The 23709-nt window shown below is 65.0% G+C and carries 24 protein-coding genes; 9 read left to right on the top strand and 15 right to left on the bottom strand.

The genetic code is table 11. The features are described from left to right. Window positions 1–178: 178 nt before the first annotated feature. Window positions 179–2320: a polyribonucleotide nucleotidyltransferase gene (gene pnp, locus ACFORG_RS04990; RefSeq protein WP_386734285.1), complete on the top strand. Its 2142-nt coding sequence runs from the start codon at window positions 179–181 to the stop codon at window positions 2318–2320. Window positions 2321–2400: 80 nt separating this feature from the next. On the opposite strand, the gene ACFORG_RS04995 is transcribed toward pnp, so the two are convergent. Further along, window positions 2401–2691, bottom strand: a complete 291-nt coding sequence (locus tag ACFORG_RS04995) for a hypothetical protein (protein WP_386734286.1) — start codon at window positions 2689–2691, stop codon at window positions 2401–2403. A 126-nt stretch (window positions 2692–2817) separates the two neighbouring features. Between ACFORG_RS04995 and ACFORG_RS05000 the strand changes: the two genes are divergently transcribed. Then, window positions 2818–3528 carry a glycosyltransferase family 25 protein gene (locus ACFORG_RS05000; RefSeq protein WP_386734287.1) on the top strand — a complete coding sequence of 237 codons (711 nt, stop codon included), beginning with the start codon at window positions 2818–2820 and terminating at the stop codon, window positions 3526–3528. Between the two features lie 2 nt (window positions 3529–3530). Here the strand turns inward: ACFORG_RS05000 and ACFORG_RS05005 are convergent, their stop codons facing one another. Both ACFORG_RS05005 and ACFORG_RS05010 read right to left on the bottom strand, forming a co-directional pair. Continuing rightward, entirely contained in the window at window positions 3531–4601 is a 1071-nt protein-coding gene (locus ACFORG_RS05005) for a sensor histidine kinase (protein ID WP_386734288.1), read from the bottom strand. 131 nt (window positions 4602–4732) lie between these two features. Further along, complete coding sequence (locus ACFORG_RS05010; RefSeq protein WP_386734289.1) at window positions 4733–5386, bottom strand: peroxiredoxin; 654 nt, start codon at window positions 5384–5386, stop codon at window positions 4733–4735. A gap of 239 nt (window positions 5387–5625) precedes the next feature. On the opposite strand from ACFORG_RS05010, the gene ACFORG_RS05015 reads away from it, so the two are divergent. Further along, the gene (locus ACFORG_RS05015; RefSeq protein ID WP_386734290.1) at window positions 5626–7065 is read left to right on the top strand and encodes an aldehyde dehydrogenase family protein; all 1440 of its coding nucleotides are present in this window, start codon (window positions 5626–5628) and stop codon (window positions 7063–7065) included. Window positions 7066–7145: 80 nt separating this feature from the next. Further along, window positions 7146–7748 (top strand): class I SAM-dependent methyltransferase, encoded by a 603-nt coding sequence (locus ACFORG_RS05020; protein WP_386734291.1) that lies wholly within the window; start codon window positions 7146–7148, stop codon window positions 7746–7748. A 6-nt stretch (window positions 7749–7754) separates the two neighbouring features. Here ACFORG_RS05020 and ACFORG_RS05025 read toward each other — a convergent pair whose 3' ends face one another. Both ACFORG_RS05025 and ACFORG_RS05030 read right to left on the bottom strand, forming a co-directional pair. Further along, window positions 7755–8375, bottom strand: a complete 621-nt coding sequence (locus ACFORG_RS05025) for a GNAT family N-acetyltransferase (protein ID WP_386734292.1) — start codon at window positions 8373–8375, stop codon at window positions 7755–7757. A gap of 153 nt (window positions 8376–8528) precedes the next feature. Beyond that, window positions 8529–8966: a glyoxalase superfamily protein gene (locus tag ACFORG_RS05030; RefSeq protein ID WP_386734293.1), complete on the bottom strand. Its 438-nt coding sequence runs from the start codon at window positions 8964–8966 to the stop codon at window positions 8529–8531. A 230-nt stretch (window positions 8967–9196) separates the two neighbouring features. Here ACFORG_RS05030 and ACFORG_RS05035 point away from each other — a divergent pair, with 230 nt between their 5' ends. Further along, window positions 9197–10042: an alpha-1,2-fucosyltransferase gene (locus tag ACFORG_RS05035; protein ID WP_386734294.1), complete on the top strand. Its 846-nt coding sequence runs from the start codon at window positions 9197–9199 to the stop codon at window positions 10040–10042. A 31-nt stretch (window positions 10043–10073) separates the two neighbouring features. Here ACFORG_RS05035 and ACFORG_RS05040 read toward each other — a convergent pair whose 3' ends face one another. Further along, window positions 10074–10721, bottom strand: a complete 648-nt coding sequence (locus ACFORG_RS05040; RefSeq protein ID WP_386734295.1) for an RluA family pseudouridine synthase — start codon at window positions 10719–10721, stop codon at window positions 10074–10076. A gap of 101 nt (window positions 10722–10822) precedes the next feature. Between ACFORG_RS05040 and ACFORG_RS05045 the strand changes: the two genes are divergently transcribed. Both ACFORG_RS05045 and ACFORG_RS05050 read left to right on the top strand, forming a co-directional pair. Beyond that, window positions 10823–11233: a nuclear transport factor 2 family protein gene (locus ACFORG_RS05045; RefSeq protein ID WP_386734296.1), complete on the top strand. Its 411-nt coding sequence runs from the start codon at window positions 10823–10825 to the stop codon at window positions 11231–11233. A gap of 23 nt (window positions 11234–11256) precedes the next feature. Next, complete coding sequence (locus ACFORG_RS05050; protein ID WP_386734297.1) at window positions 11257–11943, top strand: SGNH/GDSL hydrolase family protein; 687 nt, start codon at window positions 11257–11259, stop codon at window positions 11941–11943. On the opposite strand, the gene rarD is transcribed toward ACFORG_RS05050, so the two are convergent. From rarD to ACFORG_RS05095, 9 genes are all read right to left on the bottom strand, one after another. Next, window positions 11915–12826: an EamA family transporter RarD gene (gene rarD / locus ACFORG_RS05055; RefSeq protein WP_386734298.1), complete on the bottom strand. Its 912-nt coding sequence runs from the start codon at window positions 12824–12826 to the stop codon at window positions 11915–11917. The two genes, ACFORG_RS05050 and rarD, sit on opposite strands and share 29 nt — an antisense overlap. Window positions 12827–12933: 107 nt before the next feature. Continuing rightward, window positions 12934–15378, bottom strand: coding sequence for a GcvT family protein (locus tag ACFORG_RS05060; RefSeq protein ID WP_386734299.1), 2445 nt, complete (start codon window positions 15376–15378; stop codon window positions 12934–12936). 125 nt (window positions 15379–15503) lie between these two features. Next, window positions 15504–16400 carry a homocysteine S-methyltransferase family protein gene (locus ACFORG_RS05065; RefSeq protein WP_386734300.1) on the bottom strand — a complete coding sequence of 299 codons (897 nt, stop codon included), beginning with the start codon at window positions 16398–16400 and terminating at the stop codon, window positions 15504–15506. After that, complete coding sequence (locus ACFORG_RS05070) at window positions 16397–18844, bottom strand: GcvT family protein (RefSeq protein WP_386734301.1); 2448 nt, start codon at window positions 18842–18844, stop codon at window positions 16397–16399. Before ACFORG_RS05070 ends, ACFORG_RS05065 begins: the two co-directional genes overlap by 4 nt. A gap of 4 nt (window positions 18845–18848) precedes the next feature. Beyond that, window positions 18849–19220, bottom strand: a complete 372-nt coding sequence (locus ACFORG_RS05075; protein WP_386734302.1) for a GFA family protein — start codon at window positions 19218–19220, stop codon at window positions 18849–18851. Then, entirely contained in the window at window positions 19217–19846 is a 630-nt protein-coding gene (locus ACFORG_RS05080) for a LysE family translocator (protein ID WP_386734303.1), read from the bottom strand. Before ACFORG_RS05080 ends, ACFORG_RS05075 begins: the two co-directional genes overlap by 4 nt. 8 nt (window positions 19847–19854) lie before the next feature. Then, window positions 19855–20424 (bottom strand): helix-turn-helix domain-containing protein, encoded by a 570-nt coding sequence (locus tag ACFORG_RS05085; RefSeq protein ID WP_386734305.1) that lies wholly within the window; start codon window positions 20422–20424, stop codon window positions 19855–19857. An 83-nt stretch (window positions 20425–20507) separates the two neighbouring features. Next, entirely contained in the window at window positions 20508–21536 is a 1029-nt protein-coding gene (locus ACFORG_RS05090) for an alpha/beta hydrolase (RefSeq protein ID WP_386734306.1), read from the bottom strand. A gap of 2 nt (window positions 21537–21538) precedes the next feature. Next, window positions 21539–22711, bottom strand: a complete 1173-nt coding sequence (locus tag ACFORG_RS05095; protein ID WP_386734307.1) for a thiolase family protein — start codon at window positions 22709–22711, stop codon at window positions 21539–21541. 96 nt (window positions 22712–22807) lie between these two features. Between ACFORG_RS05095 and ACFORG_RS05100 the strand changes: the two genes are divergently transcribed. Together ACFORG_RS05100 and ACFORG_RS05105 are read left to right on the top strand one after the other, a co-directional pair. Continuing rightward, entirely contained in the window at window positions 22808–23146 is a 339-nt protein-coding gene (locus ACFORG_RS05100) for an STAS domain-containing protein (protein ID WP_386734308.1), read from the top strand. A 19-nt stretch (window positions 23147–23165) separates the two neighbouring features. Then, window positions 23166–23648, top strand: a complete 483-nt coding sequence (locus tag ACFORG_RS05105; RefSeq protein ID WP_386734309.1) for an ATP-binding protein — start codon at window positions 23166–23168, stop codon at window positions 23646–23648. The last annotated feature ends 61 nt before the right edge of the window (window positions 23649–23709 follow it).

Consider the following 23709-nt stretch of genomic DNA (forward strand, 5'->3'; position numbering starts at 1 on the left):
CCGAAGCGCCCTGCCCCTTTCCAAAGCCGCGGTTTTGATGTATGCGCGCGGCATCTGAGACGATGTGCCATGGCCCCGGCACGCGAGAGGAAGATGGATGGGGTCGGCGGCAATGGGGCCGCCATGGAAACGGGAGACCCGGGATCCGCCTGGGAGTGCTCCCTTACAGGATACGCTTATGTTCAACGTTACGACGAAATCGATGCAGTGGGGCGAGGAAACGCTTACACTGGAAACGGGCAAGGTTGCCCGCCAGGCAGATGGCTCGGTCATCGCCACGCTGGGCGAAACTTCGGTCATGGCCAACGTGACCTTTGCCCGCGAACAGAAACCCGGTCAGGATTTCTTTCCGCTGACCGTGCATTACCAAGAGAAATACTATGCCGCGGGCAAGGTGCCTGGCGGCTTTTTCAAGCGCGAGGCGCGTCCGACCGAGAAAGAAACGCTGACCGCGCGCCTGATCGACCGTCCGATCCGCCCGCTTTTCGTGCCGGGCTTCAAGAACGAAGTACTGGTGATGTGCACCGTGCTGAGCCATGACCTGGTCAACGACCCCGACATCGTGGCGATGATCGCCGCCTCGGCCGCGCTGACCGTGTCGGGCGTGCCCTTCATGGGTCCGATTGCCGGTGCGCGCGTGGGGTACGAGGATGGCGAGTACGTCCTGAACCCGACCGTGGACGACATGCAGGACCTGCGCCTGAACCCCGAGCAGCGGCTGGACCTGGTCGTCGCGGGTACCAAGGACGCGGTGATGATGGTGGAATCGGAAGCTTACGAGCTGTCCGAGGCCGAAATGCTGGGCGCGGTGAACTTTGCCCATGAGCAGATCCAGCCGGTCATCGACCTGATCATCGCGCTGGCCGAAGAAGCCGCGAAAGAGCCGTTCGACTTCCAGCCGCCCGATTACTCGGATCTGTTCGAGGCCGTGAAGGCCGCGGGCGAAGAGAAGATGCGCGCAGCCTTCGCCATCACCGACAAGCAGGAGCGCACCTCGGCCGTGGCCGCCGCGCGCGAAGCGATCAAGGAAGCGCTGACCGAAGAGCAGCTTGAGGATTCCAACCTCGGTTCGGCGATGAAGAAGCTCGAAGCCGGCATCCTGCGCGGCGACGTGGTCAAGGGCGGCAAGCGGATCGACGGCCGTTCGACCACCGATGTCCGCGCGATCGTGTCCGAAACCGGCCTTCTGCCCCGGACCCATGGCTCGGCCCTGTTCACCCGTGGTGAGACTCAGGCGCTGGCCGTGACCACCCTGGGCACCGGCGATGACGAGCAGTTCATCGACGCGCTGCATGGCAACTTCAAGTCCAACTTCCTGCTGCATTACAACTTCCCCCCCTACTCGGTGGGCGAGGTTGGCCGCGTGGGCTCGCCCGGTCGCCGCGAAATCGGCCACGGCAAGCTGGCATGGCGCGCGCTGCAGGCGGTTCTGCCGGCGCCGACCGACTTCCCCTACACCATCCGCGTCGTGAGCGAGATCACCGAATCCAACGGGTCGTCCTCGATGGCGTCGGTCTGTGGCGGGTCGTTGTCGATGATGGATGCGGGCGTGCCGCTGAAGGCGCCGGTCGCCGGTGTGGCGATGGGCCTGATCCTTGAGGATGACGGTTCCTACGCGATCCTGACGGATATCCTGGGCGACGAGGATCACCTCGGCGACATGGACTTCAAGGTTGCGGGCACCGAAAACGGCATCACCTCGCTGCAGATGGACATCAAGGTTGCGGGCATCACCTCCGAGATCATGGAGAAGGCGCTGGCACAGGCCAAGGACGGCCGGATGCACATCCTGGGCGAGATGGCGCAGGCACTGAGCGAAGCGGGCGAATTCTCGGCCCATGCACCGCGCATCGAGACGATGCAGATCCCCACCGACAAGATCCGCGAAGTGATCGGCTCGGGCGGCAAGGTGATCCGCGAGATCGTCGAGACCTCGGGCGCGAAGGTGGACATCAACGACGACGGCATCATCAAGATCGCTTCCTCGGTCGCCGAGTCCATCCAGAAGGCTTATGACATGATCCACTCGATCGTGGCCGAGCCCGAAGTTGGTGGCATCTATACCGGCAAGGTCGTGAAGATCGTCGATTTCGGCGCCTTCGTGAACTTCTTTGGCAAGCGTGACGGGCTGGTGCATGTCAGCCAGATCGAGAACCGCCGCCTGAACCATCCTTCGGACGTTCTGAAGGAAGGCCAGGAAGTGAAGGTCAAGCTGCTGGGCTTTGACGATCGCGGCAAGGTGCGCCTGTCGATGAAGGTCGTCGACCAGGAAACCGGCGAAGAGATCCCGCGCGAGAAAAAGGAAGAAGCCGCGGACTGATCCGCGACTGTCTGACCGACCCGGGGCCCTGGCAGCGATGCCGGGGCCCTTTTCATGTCCGGCTTTGGCCGATGCGCGGTTCAGGCGTTTTGTGAGCGGGCGAGCTTTTCCGCGAAATCGGCCTGTTTCGAGAGGTCCGGTTTGCGCTCGGTGCTTTTTGGGTCTGCCCTTGCGCCGAACAGTTTCTGCCTGACGGCACCGAAGATCCAGCCGAGGATTATGGCGATCGAGATCAGCCCGAACACCAGGACCATGCCGACGAGTTTGTCCGTATCCGCAGGGCTGAACGCGGCAGGGTCGTTGAAGATGCGGAACACCTTGAAGCCGATGATCGCCAGAGAGATCGACCACAGCCATATGAGCAGTTTCATGTCATTTCCCTTCGGGTTAATGCGGGGCAGATTGTTCGGGAACGTGCCCGGCGAATGCGGCGGAACTTGGAAATTCCGGAGACGGTCATCGTCTCATTCTGATTGCACCAAGGAGATCGGGGAGCGATGCGCAGCTTCATCATCCATATGAAAGGCGATGCGAAACGTGCCCCCAACGCGCGGCGCTTGCTGGAAATCCTGCCCGGGGCCGAGATCGTGGACGCGGTGCGCGGCGCGGATGTCGTGGCCGCAGGCGAGGTCAAGACGCGACCAGGCGACCTGCATGCGCCGCGCTATCCCTTTGCGCTGAGCGGTGGCGAGGTCGGGTGTTTCCTGAGTCACCGGGCCTGTTGGCAGAAGATCGTGGACGAGGGGCTGAGCCATGCACTGATCGTCGAGGATGACCTTGCGCCCGCTTCTCCCGAATGGGAGGCGGCGCTGGCGCTGGCCGAGGCTTATGCCGGTCCGGAGCATTACATTCGCCTTCCCGCCAAGGCGCGGGAAAAACCCGTGCAGGTGATGGCCGAACAGGCAGGCGCGATGCTGTTCTTGCCGCGTGTGGTCGGTTTGCAGACTGTGGCGCAGGTCGTCGGGCGCGCGGCGGCGGCTCGGCTTCTGGCGAAGTCGGAAGTGATCGACCGGCCAGTGGATTCGTTTCTGCAGATGCACTGGGTGACGGGCCAGCCGCTGCAGGCCGTCCTGCCCTCGGGCGTTCGGGAACTGACCGAGGAACTGGGCGGGTCGACCATCCAGAAACGCGCCGCTGGCAGCAAGGCGATTCGCGAGATCAGGCGTGCGGTTTACCGCGCGCGAATCCGGACGCGGCCGCAAGGCTGAGGTCAGAGAAAAGTCGCCGGGATGTGAAACGCCTTGTGGTTCACGTCCTCCAGCGGCGGCAGCGGTGCCTCGATCTGCCACAGGGCGCCTTCGGGGCGCAGGTCATAGGTCACCCTGGCGTCGAGCATGCTGGCGATCATCGTCTCGACGACCATCGTGCCGAAGCCGGTATGTTGCGGTTTCTCGACCATCGGGCCGCCGGTTTCGCGCCAGTGGAAATGCAGGACGCGCGCGCCGTCATCACCTGTTCGCGCGTCCCAATCGATATGAACCCGGCCTTCGCGCGCGGAGAGTGATCCGTATTTGACGGCGTTGGTTGCAAGTTCATGCAGGGCCATGCCAAGCGGCTGGGCAACATCCGCGCCGATGCGCAGGGCGGGGCCGTCGATCAGGATACGGCCGAAGGCGGGGTCAGCGAAACTGTCGGTCTGCAGCTTCACAAGCTCTTCGAGCGAGGTTTCCGACCAGTCCTGTGCCACCAGCAGATCGGTCGAGCGCGCCAGCCCTTCGAGCCGCCGTTCGAAGGAGGTACGGAACTCGTCAAACGAGGCGGCCCGCCGTCCGGTCTGGCGCGCCATGGCAGAAATGATCGCGAGCAGGTTCTTGGAGCGGTGAGTGAGCTCACGCATGAGCATCGTATTGTGCTCTTCGATCCGGCGTTGGGCGGTGACATCGGTGATGATATGCACCACCCGCGTCGGCGTGCCGTCGGGCGCGCGGTCAAGCACGCGGCCCCGGCCCGCGACATGCCGGACCTCGCCTGTTTCGGTCCTGATGCGGTAACTGACCTCGATCTCGTCCTCTCTCCGCAGCCGGGCGCGGAACCGGTCGAGGAGGGGTTTGTCCTCGGGGTGCATCAGTTCCAGAAGGTGGTCGCGTTCGGCGAAGGGGATCGGCACGCCCTCGTCCACGTCGATGCCGAAGATGGCGGCGGCGGTGCTGGTCCATGTCCGTGTCCCGGCGGCGAAATCGGTTTCCCAGGTGCCCATCCGACCGGTGCGCAGGGCGGCCTCGTAGATTTCGGCGAAATCATGTGCGGACTGGGCCGGGCGGGTTTCCTTGTCCTTGGGCATGGTCGGGTCCGTGGCCTTTCTTTGCTTTCCCCAACCATAGGGCAAGTAATGCGGCTCGTCCAAATGGACACACCGGACATGCGAAAGGGGGCCGTGGCCCCCTTTGCGATGTCGGCATCAGGCGATGACGATTATTCGGGCGCCTTGGTCTTGCGCAGGTAGGGGAAGATCGTTTCGAACTCGCCGAACTTGGCCTTGGCATCCTCGTCCGAGACGGTCGGGGGAATGATCACGTCCTCGCCCGGCCGCCAGTCGGCGGGGGTGGCGACGCCCTTGCCCAGCGACATCTGCAACCCGTCAAGCGCGCGCAGAACCTCGGCGAAGTTGCGGCCGACGGTCATCGGGTAGGTCATCGACAGCTTCAACTGCTTGTCCGGCCCGATGATGAACACCGAGCGCACCGTCGCGCTGTCGGCGGGGGTGCGGCCATCAGGCAGGTAAGCCTCGGCCGGGAGCATGTCGAACGCCTTGGAGACTGCAAGCCCCTCGTCGGCAATGATCGGGAAACCGGCCTTGGTCTTGGCATAGGTTTCGATGTCGCCCTTCCACTTGCGGTGATCCTCGACACCGTCGACAGAGACGCCGATGACCTTTGTGTTACGCTTTTCCCATTCGTCGGCCAGTTGCGCGACGGCCGAGAATTCGGTGGTGCAGACGGGGGTGAAATCCTTGGGGTGCGAGAACAGGATGGCCCAGCTGTCGCCGATCCAGTCATGGAAGCTGATCGTGCCCTGATCGGTTTCGGCGGTGAAGTTGGGAACGGTGTCGTTGATGCGAAGGCCCATTGGGTGCTCCTCTCGGCTTGGTTGACTCGCGTTGCCCGCACCGTAGGGGCGTGAATTCTGCGCCACAACAGGCAAATGCGCCGCATCCCGGACCGACATTCGGATGCCCGATCGCGAATGTGAGCCGTGATCCGCCCCGATAGCGACGCGTGGCTTGCCCTGCGGGCGCGGCGGTGCCACAGTAGCGCCGAAAACCCGACCGCGCGGTCGGGCGTAATTCAGAACCGAAAGGTGCCATGATGATCGAGAAGCGTCAGTTCTATATCAACGGGAAGTGGGTGGATCCGGCCCAGCCCAATGATTTCCAAGTCATCGACCCCTCGACCGAGGAACCCTGCGCGGTGATCTCGCTGGGCTCGGAGGCCGATACCAATGCCGCCGTCGCCGCGGCCAAGGCCGCCCTGCCCGGCTGGATGGCCACCCCGCCGGAAGAGCGGATCGCGATGGTCGAAAAGCTGATCGAGGTCTACAAGTCGCGCGGAGAGGACCTGGCGCAGGCGATTTCGACCGAGATGGGCGCACCCATCGACATGGCGCGCAATGCGCAGGTCGGCGCGGGAATCTTTCACCTGAAGAATTTCGTGCGCGCCGCCAAGGCGTTCCAGTTCGAAAAACCGCTGGGCGATCATGCCCCGAACGACCGGATCATCCACGAGGCGGTGGGCGTCGCTGCGCTGATCACGCCATGGAACTGGCCGATGAACCAGATCACGCTCAAGGTCGGCGCGGCGGCTGTCGCCGGGTGCACCATGGTGCTGAAACCGTCCGAGCAGAGCCCGCTGGACGCGATGATCTTTGCCGAGATGATGGACGAGGCGGGCTTCCCCGCGGGCGTGTTCAACCTGGTCAATGGCGATGGCGCGGGCGTGGGCACGCAGCTTTCGGGGCATCCGGACGTGGACATGGTCAGCTTTACCGGATCGACCCGCGCGGGCACGGCGATTTCCAAGAATGCCGCAGATACGCTGAAAAAGGTGCATCTGGAGCTTGGCGGCAAGGGCGCCAACGTGATCTTTGACGATGCCGACGAAAAGGCGGTCAAGCGCGGTGTGATCCACATGATGAACAACACCGGCCAGTCCTGCAACGCGCCGAGCCGGATGCTGGTGCAGCGCGGCGTCTATGACCAGGCGGTCGAGACGGCGGCGAGCGTGGCGCAATCGGTTCAGGTCGGCCCCGCCAGCGACGAAGGCCGCCATATCGGACCGGTTGTGAACGAAGTCCAGTGGAACAAGATCCAGGACCTGATCCAGAAGGGTATCGACGAGGGTGCGCGCCTTGTCGCCGGCGGCACGGGTCGCCCCGAGGGCCTGAACAAGGGCTATTACGTGCGTCCCACGGTCTTTGCCGATGCCAACAACCAGATGACCATCGCCCGCGAAGAGATCTTTGGCCCCGTGCTGACGATGATCCCCTTCGACACCGAGGACGAGGCCATCGAGATCGCCAATGATACGCCCTATGGCCTGACCAACTATGTCCAGACGCAGGACCCTGACCGGTTGAAGCGGATGGCGCGGTCGCTGCGGTCCGGCATGGTCGAGATGAACGGTCAGTCGCGCGGCGCGGGCGCCCCGTTCGGTGGCATGAAACAGTCCGGCAACGGCCGTGAAGGCGGCGTCTGGGGCATCGAGGATTTCCTCGAGGTCAAGGCCGTCAGCGGCTGGGCGGCGGAGTAAACCCGCCACTGCCGAGATTTAAGCGCCCCGTGGCCAACGCTGCGGGGCGCTTTGTTTTTCGTACTCCGGGTTTGGAACGCATGGGCAGGGGCGCCGAGGAAATCATCTCACTCTACCGTCGACATGCGCAGGCATGGGCCGCGCGCCGGGGAACGGCGCAGCCCGAGCGCATATGGCTTGACCGATTCCTCGATATTCTGCCCGAAACGCCTGGGGTGCTCGACCTTGGCTGCGGTTCGGGCGTTCCGATTGCGCGATACCTTTGCGGCAGGGGTTGCGCGGTCACGGGAATCGACAGTTCACCCGAGTTGATCGGGATGGCGCGCAGGTCCGTTCCCGAAGCGTCGTTTGTGGTGGCGGACATGCGCGAGTTGCAGCTTGGCGATCGGTTCGATGGTATTCTGGCCTGGGACAGTTTCTTTCACCTGACGCGCGAGGATCAGCGCAGGATGTTCGCGACTTTCGCCCGCCATGCCGGGCCGGGTGCCGCGCTGATGTTCACCAGCGGGCCTGAGAATGGCGAAGCGATCGGCAGCTTCGAGGGCGAACCCCTCTACCATGCGAGCCTTGGCCCGGAGGAGTACCGGGCACTGCTGCGCGATCACGGTTTTGAGACTGTCGCGCATGTCGTCGAAGATCCGGACTGCGGCGGTCACACAATCTGGCTGGCGCAGCGCCGGTGAGCGCGCTCAGAAGCCGCGCACCGGCCGCCGCATCACGTGGTATTCGGCGTCGGTCACGGGTTCGTGGAACGTGCCGACAGCGACGAAGCCCAGGCGCTGATAGAAGCGCATGTTGCGCGGTGTGAAGGTTTCGAGGTAGCAGCCCACCCCCGCCGCGTCCGCGCGGGCAAGTACAGGTGCCAGCAGGGCCGATCCCTTGCCCTGCCCTTGCACCGAAGGGTCCAGCCCGAGGATGGAAAGGTACCAATCGGAAGGATCGACGAGGGGAAGCGTGCCCTTGGCCATATTGACATTGATCGCGTCATAGGCGGCGCAGCTGGCCTTGCCGATGCAGGCGCGCAGCATTGCCGCCTTGTCGCGTTTTTTCTGCGACGCGGTGTCGTCATCGAGCGGCAGCGACCAGACCGCGGCCCCCGCGCCCGGGGTATCAGTGAGGCACAGGAGGCCGAAACGCTCGGCCTCGAGCATCGAGTATTCGTAATAGGACAGCATCGCGGCGCGCCGGCCTTCGGGGTGGTCTGCCAGCGCCTCGAGCGTGGCGTAGAACGGATCCTCTGCAAGGGCGGCGTGAAGCGCCGGGGACGAGGCGGCGAATCTGCGTGCCCGTTCTGCCAGTTCGTTATCCATGCCCGGTCCTTTCGCTTGCCTGCAGTCTGGCAGGGGCACGGCGCGGGACCAAGAGAAAAGGAGTGCTCCCGCCCCCGCGCGCGCCGGGCTGGCGCCCGGCCCGCTGGCGGCGTTGGGCCGGGCCGCGCGCCATGCGGCGCGCGGCGGGTGCGCCTAGATCACCGAGTGGATCAAAAGCTGTGGCTGGCCGTCGGAGGTGGTGCGGGGCGAACGGCCGTCCCAGCCGACCACCCCGCTGACCCGTTGGCGGAACGACGAAAAGCTGTCGAAGCGCACCACGTCTACCGGTTCGTCGAAATGCAGCGTCACACGGCGCTGGCCACCATCGCCGAGCGTGGTGAGACCGCGCAGCTCGGCCGTGAAGGGCTGGCCGAGATAGCGGCCGGACACGCGATCACCCACGCGCAGGACCAGCCGGTTGCCGGCAAGGGCGCGCAGGGTGTTCCAGTCGCGCGCGCCATGCTGGCGGGCCAGAAGCTCCAGCGCTTGCGACTGCGTCACGGTTTGGCCCGCGGCCCGCAGGCCATCACGCAGGCGGCGCGCCTGCTCTTTCAGGTCGGCCACGGGGGCCGGGTCTTTGGTATTGGTCATCTCTTGCCTCTCGAAAGGGCGACGCAGAGATCGGACGGGGCCCGCATTGCCATCCATGCGCGCCCGTTCGGGTCGGCAGAGGATGTAGAATAACCGGGTTTCACCATAGCAGGAGCGCCGCGGGCGGCAGGAGACCCGAACCTGTGCCGCTGATAGCGCCAACGCGGGTCGCGCGTCAAGCTTTCCTCGCAGCCGCGCGCGGGATAGAGGAAGGGGAAAGGAGCGCTGCCATGATCATCACCCGCCTGCACGGCCGACTGGGCAACCAGATGTTCCAATATGCCGCCGCCGCCGGGCTGGCGGCGCGCCGGGGCACGCTGGCGGCGCTCGACGCGCGCGGAACGATCGCAAGGGGCGAAGGCGTGCTGACCCGGGTGTTCGATCTGGACATCGCCGAGCCCGAACCGCTGCCGCCCTTTCGGCAAAAAGCGCCCCTTTCATACGCCCTGTGGCGCCTTGCGGGGCGAGAGCCACGGTTTTTCCGGGAACAGGGGCTGGGATACAACCCGGCGATCGAGGATGCGCCGGACGGGACATACCTGCACGGCTACTGGCAATCCGAGAAATATTTCACGCATATTGCAGGGGACATCCGCGCCGCCTTTGCCTTTCCCGACTTCTCGAATGCGCAGAATGCCGAGATGGCGGCGCGGATCGCGGAAACGCAGGCGATCTCTCTCCATGTGCGGCGAGGCGATTACGTGACGCTGGCGGCGCATGTTCTGTGCGACCAGCGCTATTACGAGGCCGCATTGGCGCGTGTTCTGGAGCATGTCGGCGGGACGCCCACCGTCTATGTGTTCTCGGACGATCCGGACTGGGCCAAGGAGAACCTGCCCCTGCCCGTCGAAAAAGTCGTCGTGGATTTCAACGGTCCGGCCACGGATTTCGAGGATATGCGCCTGATGAGCCTGTGCCGGCACAACATCATCGGCAATTCGTCCTTCAGCTGGTGGGCCGCCTGGCTGAACGCGAACCCGGGCAAGCAGGTCGCCGCACCGGCCCGGTGGTTTGGCGATCCGAAACTGTCGAACCCGGATATCCTGCCCGACGGCTGGCTGCGTATCGAGGTCTGAGACCACCGATCCGCCGGACCGTGGTGCGCGTTCAGAACGGGGCCGGCGCGCGAAAGGTCTGCGAGATGCCGCCCTCGGGGTTCTTCAGGCGCAACTCTTCGGAATGCAGCATCAGGCGCGGGAAGTCGCGTGCCGGTCCGGTCGCGTAAAAGGGATCGCCGAGGATCGGGTGACCGACCGCAAGCGCGTGGACGCGCAATTGGTGCGAGCGGCCGGTGCGCGGCATGAAGCGGACGCGGGTCGTATCGCCCTCGTACCGTTTCACGCGCCAATCGGTGACTGCGGGCTTGCCGGTCTCGTGACAGACCTTTTGCCGGGGCCGGTTGGGCCAATCGACGATCAGCGGCAGGTCGACCGTGCCGGTTTTGGGCTCGAGCCTGCCCCAGAGCCGTGCGGTGTAGGTCTTTTTCACCTGTCGTTTCTCGAATTGCAGGCCAAGGTGACGCTGCGCGTGCGGGGTCTGGGCAAAGACCATGACGCCCGAAGTATCACGGTCGAGCCGGTGCACGAGCAGTGCCTGCGGGAAAGCGGCCTGAACGCGGGCAAGCAGGCAGTCGGCCAGGTGTTCGCCCTTGCCGGGGACCGAGAGCAGCCCGGCGGGCTTGTTCACCACGATGATCTGCGCGTCCTCGTGGATCACGTCCAGCGGTGTGTCGGGCGGGGCATAGATATCGGTCATGCGGCGCGCTCTATACCCTACGCGGCCTTCCCGCAACGTCGCGCTTGCGCGAGCGGCGCGGGCTGGCAAATCTGGACGCAAAGGCGGAGGGAGAGACAGCGATGCATCCGACGATCGAGAAGATGATGGAGGTCGTGGCCAAGGGCGAGGAGACGGCGATCCACGAGATCCTGGCCGAGGATGTGCGGTTCCTGCCGCCGACTTATTGGGCGACATGGACGGGGCGAGATGCCGTGGCCGCCGTGCTGGGCCATGTCGGCGCGGTGTTCTCGGATTTCCACTATCGCCGGGTCATGGGCGAGGGCAACGACTGGGCGCTGGAGTTCCAGTGCAAGGTTGGCGAGCTGGACGCGGTGGGCGTGGACCTGATCACGCTGGGCGAGGATGGGCTGATCGCGCAGTTCGAGGTTGTCATGCGACCCTACAAAAGCGTCGGCGCGCTGCGCGAGGCGATGAATGCGCGGGTGATGACGGATGCGAGGTTCTTGAAATTCCGCGAGGCATTGTCCTGATCGGGGCGGACCAGATCCTGCGGATGCCGCTTTTGCCGGTTCTGGCCGCGCAGGGGCTGGCAGTGCGCAGCCGGGCCCGGTTGCTGCCCGAACCCGAGGGCGCGCGTAGCGGGCGCGCGGGGCGCGGGCCGAACCTGCGGCTCTTGATCCTCGGCGACAGTTCGGCGGCAGGCGTCGGCGCGGGCACGCAGGCGCAGGCACTGTCGGGGCAGTTGGTAGCGCGGCTGGGGCGCCATTATGCGGTGCAATGGCGGCTGGAGGCGGCGACGGGGCGGACCACTGCGGATGCCTTGGCCGCACTTGAACGCGTTGACGGCCCCATCGACATGGCGGTGACGGCGCTGGGGGTGAATGACGTGACGCGCGGCGTCAGCCGGACCCGGTTCGCCGACCGGCAGGCCGTTCTGCTGGACCGTCTGGCGACGATGGGCGCGCGGCGCATCGTGGTCTCGGGCGTTCCGCCGATGGAGCGTTTCCCAGCCCTGCCTCAGCCGCTGGCATGGGTTCTGGGCCGGCAGGCCGCGCGTCTGGACGGCGCGCTGGCCGCGCTTGCGTCGGCGCGCCCCCATGTGGAGCACCTCCATTTCGACATGCCCGAGGATCCGGCGCTGGCGGCATCGGACGGCTATCACCCAAGCCCGCGCGCCTATGCGCTGTGGGCCGAGCAGATAAGCGGTGCGCTTATCGACCGATCCCGACGCGCATCCTGACCACCATGGGCACGGTGTAGATCACCAGCGCGGCCCAGATCATCGGAAAGGCGATCTGACGGGCGCGGTCGAACTCTTCGCCAAAGACGAAGACGGCGACGAGAAAGATCATCGTGGGCGCGATGTATTGCAGGATCGCGATGGTCGACAGGCGCAGCAGCTTTGCCCCGTTGGCATAGGCGATGAGCGGGATGGCCGTGACCGCGCCACATCCCACCAGCAGCCAGGTATTGCCCGTCTCGACGCCGAAATGCCCCTCACCCTGCGCCGCGAGCCAGCCAAGATAGCCAAGCGCGGGCACCGAGAGGATCAGCACCTCGAGCAGGAAGCCCTGGTTGGGACCGATGGGAAGCCATTTTTTGAAGAAGGCGTAGAAACCCCAGGAAACGGTCAGCCCGACGGCGGCAAGCGGCAGGCGGCCAGCCTCGATCGTCAGAACGATCACGGCCAGCGCGGCCAGTGCTATGGCGACCATCTGGGTGCGCGTGGGCCGCTCACCCAACAGCACCGCGCCGAGCGCCACGCTGAAAAGCGGGTTGATGTAGTAGCCCAGCGCCGCGTCGATGGCGCGACCTTCGGCGATGGACCAGACATAGATGCCCCAGTTGATCGATATGAGCGCGGCGGTCAGGCACCCCATGGCCAGGGTGCGCGGACTGGAAAGCGCCGCGCGCAGGTCGCTTGTCCGACGCAGCGCGATCAACAGCGCACCTGCGATGGGCACCGACCAGATCACACGATGCGCCACAACCTCGGCCGGGGGCATGTGCGATACGGCCTTGAGGTAGAGCGGCAGGAAGCCCCACAGCACATAGGCCGAGACGGCAAAGGCAAGACCCTGCGGCGTGTCGGTGTTTGCGGCAGTCTGAACGGGTCTGGCCATTTCGGTCTCCGGCTGGGTCTGCCCGGAGTTATGGCAGCTTCTGGCCCGGATGCCAGCGCGCATTGCGTGACGGGTGCCATCACGATTCGTGATGACACCCCGTCGGGTCAGGCCTTGGCGCGTTCCGATTTGGGGTCGTAGAGCGGTTTCAGGCTGGCCTCGGCGGTAACGCGGCTGCCCATGACGTCGATCTCGTAGGTGGAGGCGAGAACGTCCTGCGCGCTTTCGCCTTTGCACGGGACATAGCCCATCCCGATCGCGGACCCGAGATGATGGCCATATGCGCCCGAGCTGAGATAGCCCACGATCTGGCCGTCGCGCAGGATCGGCTCGTTGTGATAGAGCAGCGGCTCGGGGTCGGTCAGCCGGAATTGCAGCAGACGGGCCGAGAGCCCCTCTTCCTTCTTGCGCAGGACCGCGTCGCGCCCGATGAAATCGGGCTTGTCGGTCTTTACTGCAAAGCCCAGACCGGCCTCGAGCACGTGATCCTCGGGCGTGATGTCGTGACCGAAATGGCGGAACCCCTTTTCGATGCGGCAGGTGTCCATCATATGCATCCCGCACAGCTTGAGCCCCATGTCCTGCCCGGCCTGCCAAAGCGTCTCGAACGCGTGGGCGGCCATGTCGGCGGAGACGTAGATCTCCCACCCAAGTTCGCCGACATAGGTGACGCGGTGAACGCGGGCGAGACCGAGCCCCAGCTCGATCTCTTGCGCGGTGCCGAACGGGTTGGTCGCGTTCGAGAAATCATTGGGCGAGACGCGCGTCATCAACTCGCGCGCATGGGGGCCCATCACGGCCAAGACGCCCTCGGCCGCGGTCATGTCGGTGAGGGTCACGCGATAGTCACCGACATGCCGGGCCATGCGGGTCTGGTCGGCGTGGCGCGTGGCGGCGGGCGTGACGACAAGATAGGCGGTTTCCGACAGGCGGGTCACGGTCACGTCCGCCTCGATCCCGCCGCGGGTGTTGAGGAACTGGGTATAGACGATCCGGCCCACTGGCACGTCGAACTGCCCGCCCGCGATATGGTTGAGATAGGTCGTCGCATCGGGCCCCTCGACGCGGATCTTGCCGAAGGAGGACATGTCATACATGCCCACGCCATGGCGGACGGCGTTATGCTCCTTGGCGACATTGTCGAAAAAGGTCTGCCGCTTCCAGCTGTATTCGTATTGCGCGGGCTGTCCGGGGCGGGCGAACCAGTTGGCACGCTCCCACCCGGCAAGCTCTCCGAACACGGCGCCGCAGGCCTTGAGATGTTCGTGGAACGGCGTGCGGCGGACGCCCCTTGCCGTTGCCTTTTGGCGGTAGGGGAAGTGATCGGCATAGAGCAGGCCCAGCGTTTCTGTGGACCGCTCGACGAGGTAGCGCTTGTTGCCCTGGAACGGCTGCATCCGCGCGATATCGACATCGCCGAGATCGAAGGGCTTTTCGCCATCCTCCATCCATTGCGCAAGCGCCATGCCTGCGCCACCGGCGGACTGGATACCGATGGAGTTGAAGCCCGCGGCGACCCAGACATTGTCCATCTCGGGGGCGAGGCCAAGGTGATAGGCGTCATCGGGCGTGAAGCTTTCGGGGCCGTTGAAGAAGGTGTGGATTCCCGCCTCTCCCAGCATCGGCATGCGGTTGACAGCCATTTCGAGGATCGGTTCGAAATGGTCGAAATCCTCGGGCAGTTGGTCGAACTCGAAACTGTCGGGGATCGGCCCCCAGGGCTTCGAGACCGGCTCAAACGCGCCGAGCATCATCTTGCCGGCATCTTCCTTGTAATAGGCGCATTCATCCGGGACCCGCAGCACCGGAAGCTGGCTGAGACCCGGGATCGGCTCGGACACGATGTAGAAATGTTCGCAGGCCTGCAGTGGCACGTTCACGCCCGCCATGCGGCCGACTTCGTGGCCCCACATGCCGGCGCAGTTGACGATCATGTCGCAGACGATGTGACCCCGTTCCGCACCGTTATCCGAAACCCAATCGACACCGGTGACGCGGCGGCCCTGCCTGGCGATGCCGGTGACCTTGACACGTTCGCGAATGACGGCGCCGCGCTGGCGGGCCCCCTTGGCCAGCGCCAACGCGATATTGGCCGGGTCGCCCTGCCCGTCCTTGGGCAGGTAGACGCCGCCGGTCACACCGTCGATGTTGAGGTGCTCGTAGCGCCGCTTGATCTCGGCGGGGCTGATCTCTTCGATCTCGACGCCGAAGGCGCGCGCCATGGCGGCGGAGCGGTGCAGCTCTTCAAGACGTTCGGAGGTGAGCGCGGCGGTGATCGAGCCCACGCGCTTGAACCCGGTGGCGGTGCCGGTCTCTTCTTCAAGCGCGCCGTAAAGCTCCTGGCTGTACTTGGCGAGCTTGGTCATGTTCGCCGTGGCGCGTAGCTGGGCGATGAGACCCGCGGCATGCCATGTCGTGCCGGAGGTCAGCTGCTTGCGTTCCAGCAGCACGACGTCGCGCCAGCCGAGCTTGGTAAGATGATAGGCGACGGAACATCCGACCACGCCGCCGCCAATGATGACAGCGCGGGCGGTTTCAGGAAGCGTGACCATGACGGACCCTTTTCATGTGCGGCAGGGGTGAAGGGGCGCTGCCCCCTCTTGGCCCGTGCCGGGCCAATTCACCCCCGGGATATTTCGGGCAAGAGGAAGAGGCGGGGCGGCACAAATCCTCGATCTCAGACGATGGTGTACCCGTCCGTGCGCAGACGGCGGGCGAGTTCTGCGATATGGGCGGGGCCGACCTCGCAGCAGCCGCCGATGATCGTCGCGCCCTGGTCCAGCCAGCCCATCGCCATGTCGGCGTAGCGCTCGGGCGTCAGGTCGGTGCGCTGTTCCAGAACGTCGACGGTCGGTGCCTCCTTGAGGAAGTCGCTGGCGATGGCGGTGAACCCGTTGGCATAGGCGCCGAAGGGCTTGCCCATCGGGGCAATGATGTCGAGCGCTGCGGGTACCGCCTCGGGGCGCGAGCAGTTGACGAGGATCGCCTCCGGATCGAAGCGGTCGACGATCCCGGCGGCATCCCCGAGCGGTTCGCCGGAGCGCAGATGCGTACCGTCATCGTCCATCACGGTGAAGGAGATCCAGACCGGTTTGCCGCAGCCCTGGGTCCCGGTCAGGGCGCCTTCGGCTTCGAGCAGGGACGAGACGGTTTCGATCAGGAAGAGATCGACGCGATCCTTCATCCGGTCGACCAATGCGCCATACTGGCGTTTCGCCTCGTCGACGGGCGGCTGCAGGTCGGGTCGGTAGGAGGCCAGGAGGGGCCCAAGCGCGCCCGCGACCCGGCCCGACCCGTGCGCATCCCGCGCCCGGACCGCCTGTTCCAGCGCGGTGTCGACGAGAGCGGGCAGCTGATCCTCGATCCCGACCCGGGCAAGCCGGTTGTGGTGAAGGGCATAGGTGTTGGCGGTGGCGATGGTGGCACCCGCATCGAAATAGTCGCGATGGGTGTCGAAGACGTGGTGGGGATGGTCGATCATCACGCGGGTCGACCAGAGCGGGGTTGCCCGGTCGCCGGAGCGTTTCACCAGTTCCTGTCCGATGGACCCGTCGAGCAGCGTAATCTCGGTCATGCCTTGAGCCTTTCGTTCTCGGGATCCCACAGGGGTCGGTCGGGCTGAACCACGGCGGGGTATTTCTGGCCGTAGATCTCGACCATCAGTTCTGTTCCGGGTTCGGCGAGATCGGTGCGGACCATGCCCAGCGCGATGGATTTGCCGACGCGGTGGCCCCAGGCCCCCGAGGTGGTTTCACCCACGATTTCGCCATTGCGGTGGATGCAGGACATGTAGGGCGCGTCGGCCTCGCCCGCGTCGACCGTCAGGGTGACGAAACGCTTGGCCGATCCGCGCTGTTTCTCGGACATCAGCGCGGCCTTGCCCGGAAATTCCTGCGGCTTGTCCAGCTTGACGAAGCGGTCGAGGCCACCCTCGAACAGGGTGTAATCGGTGGAGAGGTCCCCTTTCCACGCGCGGTAACCCTTTTCGATCCGAAGCGAGTTGAGCGCATACATGCCAAAGGGCCTGGCCCCTGCGGCAAGCACGGCCTCGTAGATCGCGGGCATCTCGGCATTCGCGGCGTGGATCTCCCATCCCAGCTCGCCCGCGAAGGAGACGCGGGCAAGCGCGGCCGGCCGACCCGCCACGCGGGCGGGCTGGTGCGACAGCCACGGCAACGACAGGTCGGCCTCGACGATAGGTGCGAGCAGATCCCGGGTGGCGGGGCCGGTCACGATCAGCGTGTCATACTCGGCCGAGTGATCGGAGAGCGACAGCCCCGCGGGAAGGTCGCGCGCGAGCAGTTCGAAATCGTGCCACTGCGCCGTCGCGGCGGTGATGAGCGTAAAGGCATCCTCGTCATGACGCAGGCAGGACATCTCGGTCAGGATGCGGCCGCGGGAATCGGCGAAATAGAGAAGGTTCATCCGCCCCGCCTTGGGCAGGGCGCCGGTGATCCGGCCCCGCAACCACTCGGCCGCGCCGGGACTGGACAGGTTGAAGCGGGAAAAGCCCGGCAGATCGAGCACACCGCAATGATCGCGGACGGCTTCGCACTCTTCCTTGACTCTCTGCTCCCATGGGCCGGAGCGGTTCCAGGTGTGCGTCGCCTCGAGCGAGGTGTCATCGCCCGGCTGCGCGAACCAATTGGCGCGCTCCCACCCGTTATAGGCACCCATCTGGCCACCGAGTTCCTTGACCCGGTCGTGGACCGGCGACAGTTTCTTGTCCCGCGCCGCCGGCCACTCGTGGTGGGGGAAGTGCATGGCGTATTCGTTGCCATAGACCTCCATCCCCTTTTTCACGCAGTAGTCGTGATCGGTGTAATCGGTGTAACGGCGCGGATCGACGGCCCACATGTCCCACTCGGTCGCGCCATCCACGATCCATTCGGCCATGACCTTGCCCGCGCCGCCACCCTGCGCGATCCCGAAGGTGAAAACGCAGGCCTCGAACGCGTTCCTGACACCCGGCATCGGCCCGATCAGGGGCAGACCGTCCGGTGCATAGGGGATCGGGCCGTTGATGATGCGGCTGATGCCGGTGCTGGCCGAGACCGGCACACGCTCCATCGCGTCGGCGACGATATCCTCGATCCGGTCAAGGTCGTCGGACCAGAGCTGGAAGCTGAAATCGTCCGGCATCGGGTCCTTTGGATCGGTCCAATGCGCGCGGCAGTTGGGCTCGTAAGGGCCGATATTCACGCCGTTCTTTTCCTGCCGGAGGTAGTAGGACACGTCGACGTCACGGACCAGCGGCAGTTTGCGGCCATTCTCCTTGGACCACGCCTCGATCTCGGGGATCTCTTCGGTGAGCAGGTACTGATGGCTCATGACCATCATCGGCACCGTGCGTCCGCCATAGGGTTTGAACCATTCGCCCACGCGCTGCGCATAGTAGCCGGCGGCATTCACCACGTAATCGCAGGCGATGTCGCCCTTTTCGGTGTGGACGGTCCAGGTGCCGTCATCATGCTGGGTGACCCCGGTGGCGGGCGTGAACCGCAGGATACGCTGGCCGAGGTCGCGGGCGCCCTTGGCAAGTGCCTGTGTCAGCTGCGCAGGGTCGATATCGCCATCGGTGGGATCCCAGAGCACGCCCTGAAGGTCGTGGGTTTCGAGGAAGGGGTAGCGGCCCTTTGCCTCGTCCGGGGTCAGCATCTCCATCTCGATACCCTGGTAGCGACCCATGGAGCAGGCGCGCTCGAACTCCTGTACGCGTTCCTTGGAATGGGCCAGCCGCAGCGAGCCGGTCTGGTGGTAGTTCATCGGATAATCGACCTCGTCGCCCAGCCTTGCATAAAGCTCGGTCGAGTAGCGCTGCATGTTCATGATCGCCCAGGAGGTCGAGAAGGTCGGCACGTTGCCCGCCGCATGCCAGGTCGAACCGGCGGTGAGTTCGTTCTTTTCCAGCAGAACGCAATCGGTCCAGCCCTTGAGGGCGAGGTGGTAGAGGGTCGAGACACCGACGACGCCACCACCGATGATGACGACGCGGGCCTTTTGGGGAAGGTCTGACATTGCGCTATTCCTTCTGCGGAAGGCCGTCGGCGATCTGGTAATAGTCGCCTTTCGAGCCGGTGAAGATGTGTTTTTCGAGCGTAAGCCCGGTTGGGCCGTCTATCGCACCAAGGGCAAAGCTGGTCGTGCCCTCGTCATTGGCCGTCCAGAACAGGAACGCGCCGCAAGTAGGGCAGAAACCGCGTCTGGCGGTCGGGCTGGCCTCGTACCACGTGACGGGACCAGTGATCGTGAGTGCATCGTCGGGCACGTAGGCCGAGGACCAGATACCCCCCGATTGCTTGCGGCACTGGGTGCAGTGGCACATCGAGGCGCCCTTTGGCGTGGCCTCGGTCCAAAAGGTGACGGCACCGCACAGGCAACTTCCCCGGATCATCGCGCACCCCCCGTTTGCGGAGTCGACGATAGACCCAGCGCCATACCGTAGAGGATGAAGCAGGAGGCCAGCACGCGCCGGACCCAGATGTTGAACACGGCTCCAAGCGCCGCCCGGCCCATCAGGGCGCCCAGCAGCGTGAAACCGGTGTAGCTGAGCGTGGTGATGGTCAGCGCGGTTGGCAGGATGACGGTCATCTGCTGCCAGATCGGCACGTCTGGCTGCACGAATTGAGAAAACGCGGCAAGGTAGCCCGCGACGCTTTTCGGATTGATCGTCGCGATGGCCAAGGCGTGCAGGTAGACATGGGCGGCCGGCCTGTCGTCCGCGCTGACGGGCTTGTTCGCATTGAGCCATCCGCGGATTCCCAGCCAGATCAGAACCGTCGCACCGAGGTATTTTGCGATGAGGAACCCGGTGGGCGACGCGGCGATGAGAGCGGTGACGCCAAGGGCCGACAGAATCAGAAAAGCGGTGGCCTGAGTCAGGATCGCCAGCACCCCCAGCATCGCGCGGGGAAAGGGCAGGTTCATGCCGTTGGTGATGCAGTTGACGGCATTGGGGCCGGGCGTGGTGACGAACACCACCCAGAACAACGCAAACACGGTCCAGGCCTCGATGCTCATCCCGCCCCCTAATAGACCGGCGGCGCGATCACCCAGATCGCAACTGCGGGTTCGTCATAGGGGTTGATCCATTCGAAGGGTTCGCCCCGAATGCGGAAGCTGTCCCCCGCGGCAAGGGAGAACCGGTTCTCGCCGATCACGAGGTCGAGCCGTCCGGACACGATATAGCCGACCTCTTGCGTGGCGCGGGTTACCATCTCGCCGATACGGCTGTGCGGGGCAAAGGTGGAGTGCACCATCTCGAAATCATCGGTGAGATCGGGCGAAAGCAGTTCCTCGACCAGGCCCGCTGCGTTGGACCCGATGGGGCGGCGTGCGGTGCGGCGCACGACATGCCCGGCCTCTTCGACCGGGGCGGCGGCGCGTCCGAAGAGGATTGAAACCGGCACATCGAGCGCGGCCGCGATTTGGCGCAGATCGGTAATCGAGGGGGCGGACAGGTCGCGCTCTACCTGGCTGATCCAGCCGACCGAGCGACCGAGGGTTTCGGCGAGATCCGCAAGTGTCAGCCCGCGAGACTTGCGCAGGGCACGGATGTCTGCACCAAGGCTTGCGCTATGCGGGGTGAGGTCGGACATGTTCGTGTCGGTATCGTGAAAAAACGGGGCCGAATTTCACGATGCGGCAAATCGCTGAAAAAATCAAACAGAATTTCACGCAACTAGTGCAGGAGTTCGGCCAACCAGTTCGAGACCCCGGTGATGGCCCTGGCGCCATCAGGCATGAGCTTCGTGATATTGAGAAAGCCGTGAACTTGCCCGGGATGTTTGAGCAATTCGACCGGCACACCCGCCGCGCGCAGCTTTTCCGCGTAGGCGAGGCCATCGTCCCACAGCGGGTCGTGACCGGCAATGACGATCAAGGCCAAAGGCTGACCGGCGTGCCGGTCGGAAAAGAGCGGTGAGAACCGGGGGGCGAGACGGTCCTGACCCGGTGGCAGATACTGGTTGAGATACCACTCCATCCGGTCACGCGAGAGCAGCGGGTTCGCCGCCAGCGCCCGCATCGAAGGCGAGGACATCCGCCCATCGACCGCCGGGTAGATCAAGAGCTGTCCACGGGGCATCGGATGCCCGCCGCCTGCCAGATCATGCATCAACGCCGCCGCGAGGTTGCCACCTGCACTGTCCCCACCGACAACAAGGTGATCCGGATGACACGAAAGCGGCCCGGCACCAGCCACAAGGCCGAGATAGGCGGCAAGTACATCGTCAGAGGCGGTCGGGAAGGGATGCTCGGGCGCGAGGCGATAGTCATACGAGATGACCCGGATGCCCGCCTGAGCGGCCAGCTTGGCGCATAGGGCATCATGGGTGTCGATGCTGCCCTGTATCCATCCCCCGCCATGCAGGTAGAGCAGCGCCGGTCCGGGTTCCGGACCATCCGGCAGGTACAGCCGCGCGTCGCGGGCACCATCGGCCCCCGGCAACTGGTGCATTTCACGTCTGACGGACGCGGGGCCCGGACGGTCGAACCGGTCAACGAAGCTTGCAAGCTGTGTCCGGCTTGTCGCGACGTCCAGCACGGGGGCCGTGCCACGCACCTTGGCCACGAGATCGAGCAGAGCCTGCGCCTTGGGGTCGATCCGCCGGCCATCGATTTCTGCCAGCCGGTCGCCGTACAGAACTCGCAGCGCGCCCGCGGGCAGCATGACCCGCCCCAGCGCTGCCAGAACGCCGAGGCGGGACACGATCAGACCCGCTCGATGGCGATGGCCGTGCCTTCGCCGCCGCCGATGCAGATGGCTGCCACGCCGCGCTTGAGCCCGCGCTTTTCCAGGGCGTTCAGCAGGGTCACCATGATTCGCGCACCCGAGGCCCCGATGGGATGCCCCAGCGCACAGGCGCCGCCGTTCACGTTCACCTTGTCGCGCGGCAGGCCCATCTCGTGCATGAAGGCCATCGGCACCACAGCGAAGGCCTCGTTCACCTCCCACAGATCGACATCGTCCTTGGACCAGCCGATCTTTTCCAACAGCCTTTGTGCGGCGGGGACCGGCGCGGTGGTGAACAGTCCCGGAGCTTGGGCATGGCTGGCATGGCCGAGGATTCGGGCGCGAACGGTCAGACCCTGCGCCTCGGCCGCCTCGGCGGAGGCGAGAACCAGCGCCGCGGCGCCGTCCGAGATCGAAGAGGCATTCGCCGCCGTCACGGTGCCGTCCTTGCGGAACGCGGGCTTGAGCGTCGGGATCTTGTCGGGCCGCGCCGACCTGGGCTGCTCATCCGCGTCGAAAACCGCGTCACCCTTGCGCGTCTTGACGGTGACGGGCGTGATCTCGTCCGCGAAAGCGCCGGTTTCCTGCGCGTCGAGCGCGTTCGACAGCGATTTCAGCGCGTATTCGTCCTGCGCCTCGCGGGTGAACTGGTAGGATTCGGCGCAATCCTCGGCGAAGGTGCCCATCAGGCGGCCCTTGTCATAGGCATCCTCGAGCCCGTCGAGGAACATGTGGTCGATCACCTGGCCATGCCCGATCCGCGCCCCGCCGCGCATCTTGGGCAAGAGGTAAGGGGCGTTGGTCATGCTTTCCATCCCGCCCGCGATCATCGTCGAGCGGTCGCCCAAAGCGATGGCGTCAAAGGCCATCATCGCGGCCTTCATGCCCGAACCGCACATCTTGTTGAGCGTGGTGGCGGGAACCTCTTCGCCAAGCCCGCCGGCAAAACCGGCCTGACGTGCGGGCGCCTGACCCTGTCCGGCGGGCAGTACACAGCCCATCAGGACCTCATCGACCGTGGCGGCCCCGGCACCCTCAAGCGCCGCGCGAATCGCTGCACCGCCGAGTTCGGCGGCCGAAACACCGTCGAACATGCCCTGGAACCCGCCCATGGCGGTGCGGGACGCGCCCGCGATCACAACCTCTTTCATCGGATCTCTCCCTTTTGCTGGCCCCTGCATACTGAATGGTAAGAATTGCCGTCTAGCCTCTGCTCCCGAAAAACTGTCATCGAGGAGTGCAAAACGATGAGCCTCAGCAGCAGCATGGCTGGACAGACGCGGATCATAACCGTCGAAACCGACCGGATCGACGCGGCCATGGCGATCCAGTTCAAGGAAGACATGCGCAACGCGACCGAAGGCGCACAGGACCGCGTGGTTCTGGATATCAGCCGTGTGACCTTCATCGATTCGAGCGGGCTGGGCGCGATCGTGGCCTCGATGAAGCAGTTGGGCAGCGGGCGCCGCCTCGACCTCGCCGGTCCGACACCGGTCGTGGACAAGGTGTTTCGCCTGACCCGGATGGACACGGTATTCAACCTGTTCGCCTCGCTGGACGACGCCCTGGCGGCAGAGCAGCCCTGAACCACGGACGAGGTTGAGCGTGCCGACGCCCCCCGAGACCGAGAGCTTTGCTCTTTCGTTCCAGGCCAGCGAGGGCGCAGCGCGTGATGGAATCCGCGCAGTTGCTTCGGCCTTGCGCTGGCGCGGCCTGTCCGGGGATCGCGCAGGCGATGTCGAACTTGCCCTCGCCGAGGCCATCAACAACGTGGTCGAGCATGCCTATGCCGGGCTCGCGCCTGGACAGGTTCACGTGACTTGCTGGCTGGGCGGAGGGCGGCTGGACATCCTGATCTCCGACAACGGACATGCCATGCCCGGCGGACGTTTGCCCGAGGGCACGGCGGCCAAACTGGAAAACGCGATCGAAGACCTGCCGGAAGGCGGTTTTGGCTGGTTCCTGATCCGCCAACTGGCGACAGAGATCCGCTATGAACGGTGTTCTGGGCTGAACCGGTTGTCGTTGATGTTCGACCTGCCCAGAGGTCGCGGGAATGGGACAGAGTTGCGCGACAAAGGGGGGTGACTGGCGCCCAGCGTGTCACAATAAAACCGCAATCACTCCAAACCACCGCCCCAAAGCTGAG

This window comes from Lutimaribacter marinistellae, from assembly GCF_042648365.1.
Lineage (GTDB): Bacteria > Pseudomonadota > Alphaproteobacteria > Rhodobacterales > Rhodobacteraceae > Lutimaribacter_A > Lutimaribacter_A marinistellae.

Bases quoted from the DNA above. Each gene is read 5' to 3' on its own strand.
- pnp (WP_386734285.1), top strand. From the start codon at position 179: ATGTTCAACGTTACGACGAAATCGATGCAGTGGGGCGAGGAAACGCTT.
- ACFORG_RS04995 (WP_386734286.1), bottom strand. From the start codon at position 2,691: ATGAAACTGCTCATATGGCTGTGGTCGATCTCTCTGGCGATCATCGGC.
- ACFORG_RS05000 (WP_386734287.1), top strand. From the start codon at position 2,818: ATGCGCAGCTTCATCATCCATATGAAAGGCGATGCGAAACGTGCCCCC.
- ACFORG_RS05005 (WP_386734288.1), bottom strand. From the start codon at position 4,601: ATGCCCAAGGACAAGGAAACCCGCCCGGCCCAGTCCGCACATGATTTC.
- ACFORG_RS05010 (WP_386734289.1), bottom strand. From the start codon at position 5,386: ATGGGCCTTCGCATCAACGACACCGTTCCCAACTTCACCGCCGAAACC.
- ACFORG_RS05015 (WP_386734290.1), top strand. From the start codon at position 5,626: ATGATCGAGAAGCGTCAGTTCTATATCAACGGGAAGTGGGTGGATCCG.
- ACFORG_RS05020 (WP_386734291.1), top strand. From the start codon at position 7,146: ATGGGCAGGGGCGCCGAGGAAATCATCTCACTCTACCGTCGACATGCG.
- ACFORG_RS05025 (WP_386734292.1), bottom strand. From the start codon at position 8,375: ATGGATAACGAACTGGCAGAACGGGCACGCAGATTCGCCGCCTCGTCC.
- ACFORG_RS05030 (WP_386734293.1), bottom strand. From the start codon at position 8,966: ATGACCAATACCAAAGACCCGGCCCCCGTGGCCGACCTGAAAGAGCAG.
- ACFORG_RS05035 (WP_386734294.1), top strand. From the start codon at position 9,197: ATGATCATCACCCGCCTGCACGGCCGACTGGGCAACCAGATGTTCCAA.
- ACFORG_RS05040 (WP_386734295.1), bottom strand. From the start codon at position 10,721: ATGACCGATATCTATGCCCCGCCCGACACACCGCTGGACGTGATCCAC.
- ACFORG_RS05045 (WP_386734296.1), top strand. From the start codon at position 10,823: ATGCATCCGACGATCGAGAAGATGATGGAGGTCGTGGCCAAGGGCGAG.
- ACFORG_RS05050 (WP_386734297.1), top strand. From the start codon at position 11,257: ATGCCGCTTTTGCCGGTTCTGGCCGCGCAGGGGCTGGCAGTGCGCAGC.
- rarD (WP_386734298.1), bottom strand. From the start codon at position 12,826: ATGGCCAGACCCGTTCAGACTGCCGCAAACACCGACACGCCGCAGGGT.
- ACFORG_RS05060 (WP_386734299.1), bottom strand. From the start codon at position 15,378: ATGGTCACGCTTCCTGAAACCGCCCGCGCTGTCATCATTGGCGGCGGC.
- ACFORG_RS05065 (WP_386734300.1), bottom strand. From the start codon at position 16,400: ATGACCGAGATTACGCTGCTCGACGGGTCCATCGGACAGGAACTGGTG.
- ACFORG_RS05070 (WP_386734301.1), bottom strand. From the start codon at position 18,844: ATGTCAGACCTTCCCCAAAAGGCCCGCGTCGTCATCATCGGTGGTGGC.
- ACFORG_RS05075 (WP_386734302.1), bottom strand. From the start codon at position 19,220: ATGATCCGGGGAAGTTGCCTGTGCGGTGCCGTCACCTTTTGGACCGAG.
- ACFORG_RS05080 (WP_386734303.1), bottom strand. From the start codon at position 19,846: ATGAGCATCGAGGCCTGGACCGTGTTTGCGTTGTTCTGGGTGGTGTTC.
- ACFORG_RS05085 (WP_386734305.1), bottom strand. From the start codon at position 20,424: ATGTCCGACCTCACCCCGCATAGCGCAAGCCTTGGTGCAGACATCCGT.
- ACFORG_RS05095 (WP_386734307.1), bottom strand. From the start codon at position 22,711: ATGAAAGAGGTTGTGATCGCGGGCGCGTCCCGCACCGCCATGGGCGGG.
- ACFORG_RS05100 (WP_386734308.1), top strand. From the start codon at position 22,808: ATGAGCCTCAGCAGCAGCATGGCTGGACAGACGCGGATCATAACCGTC.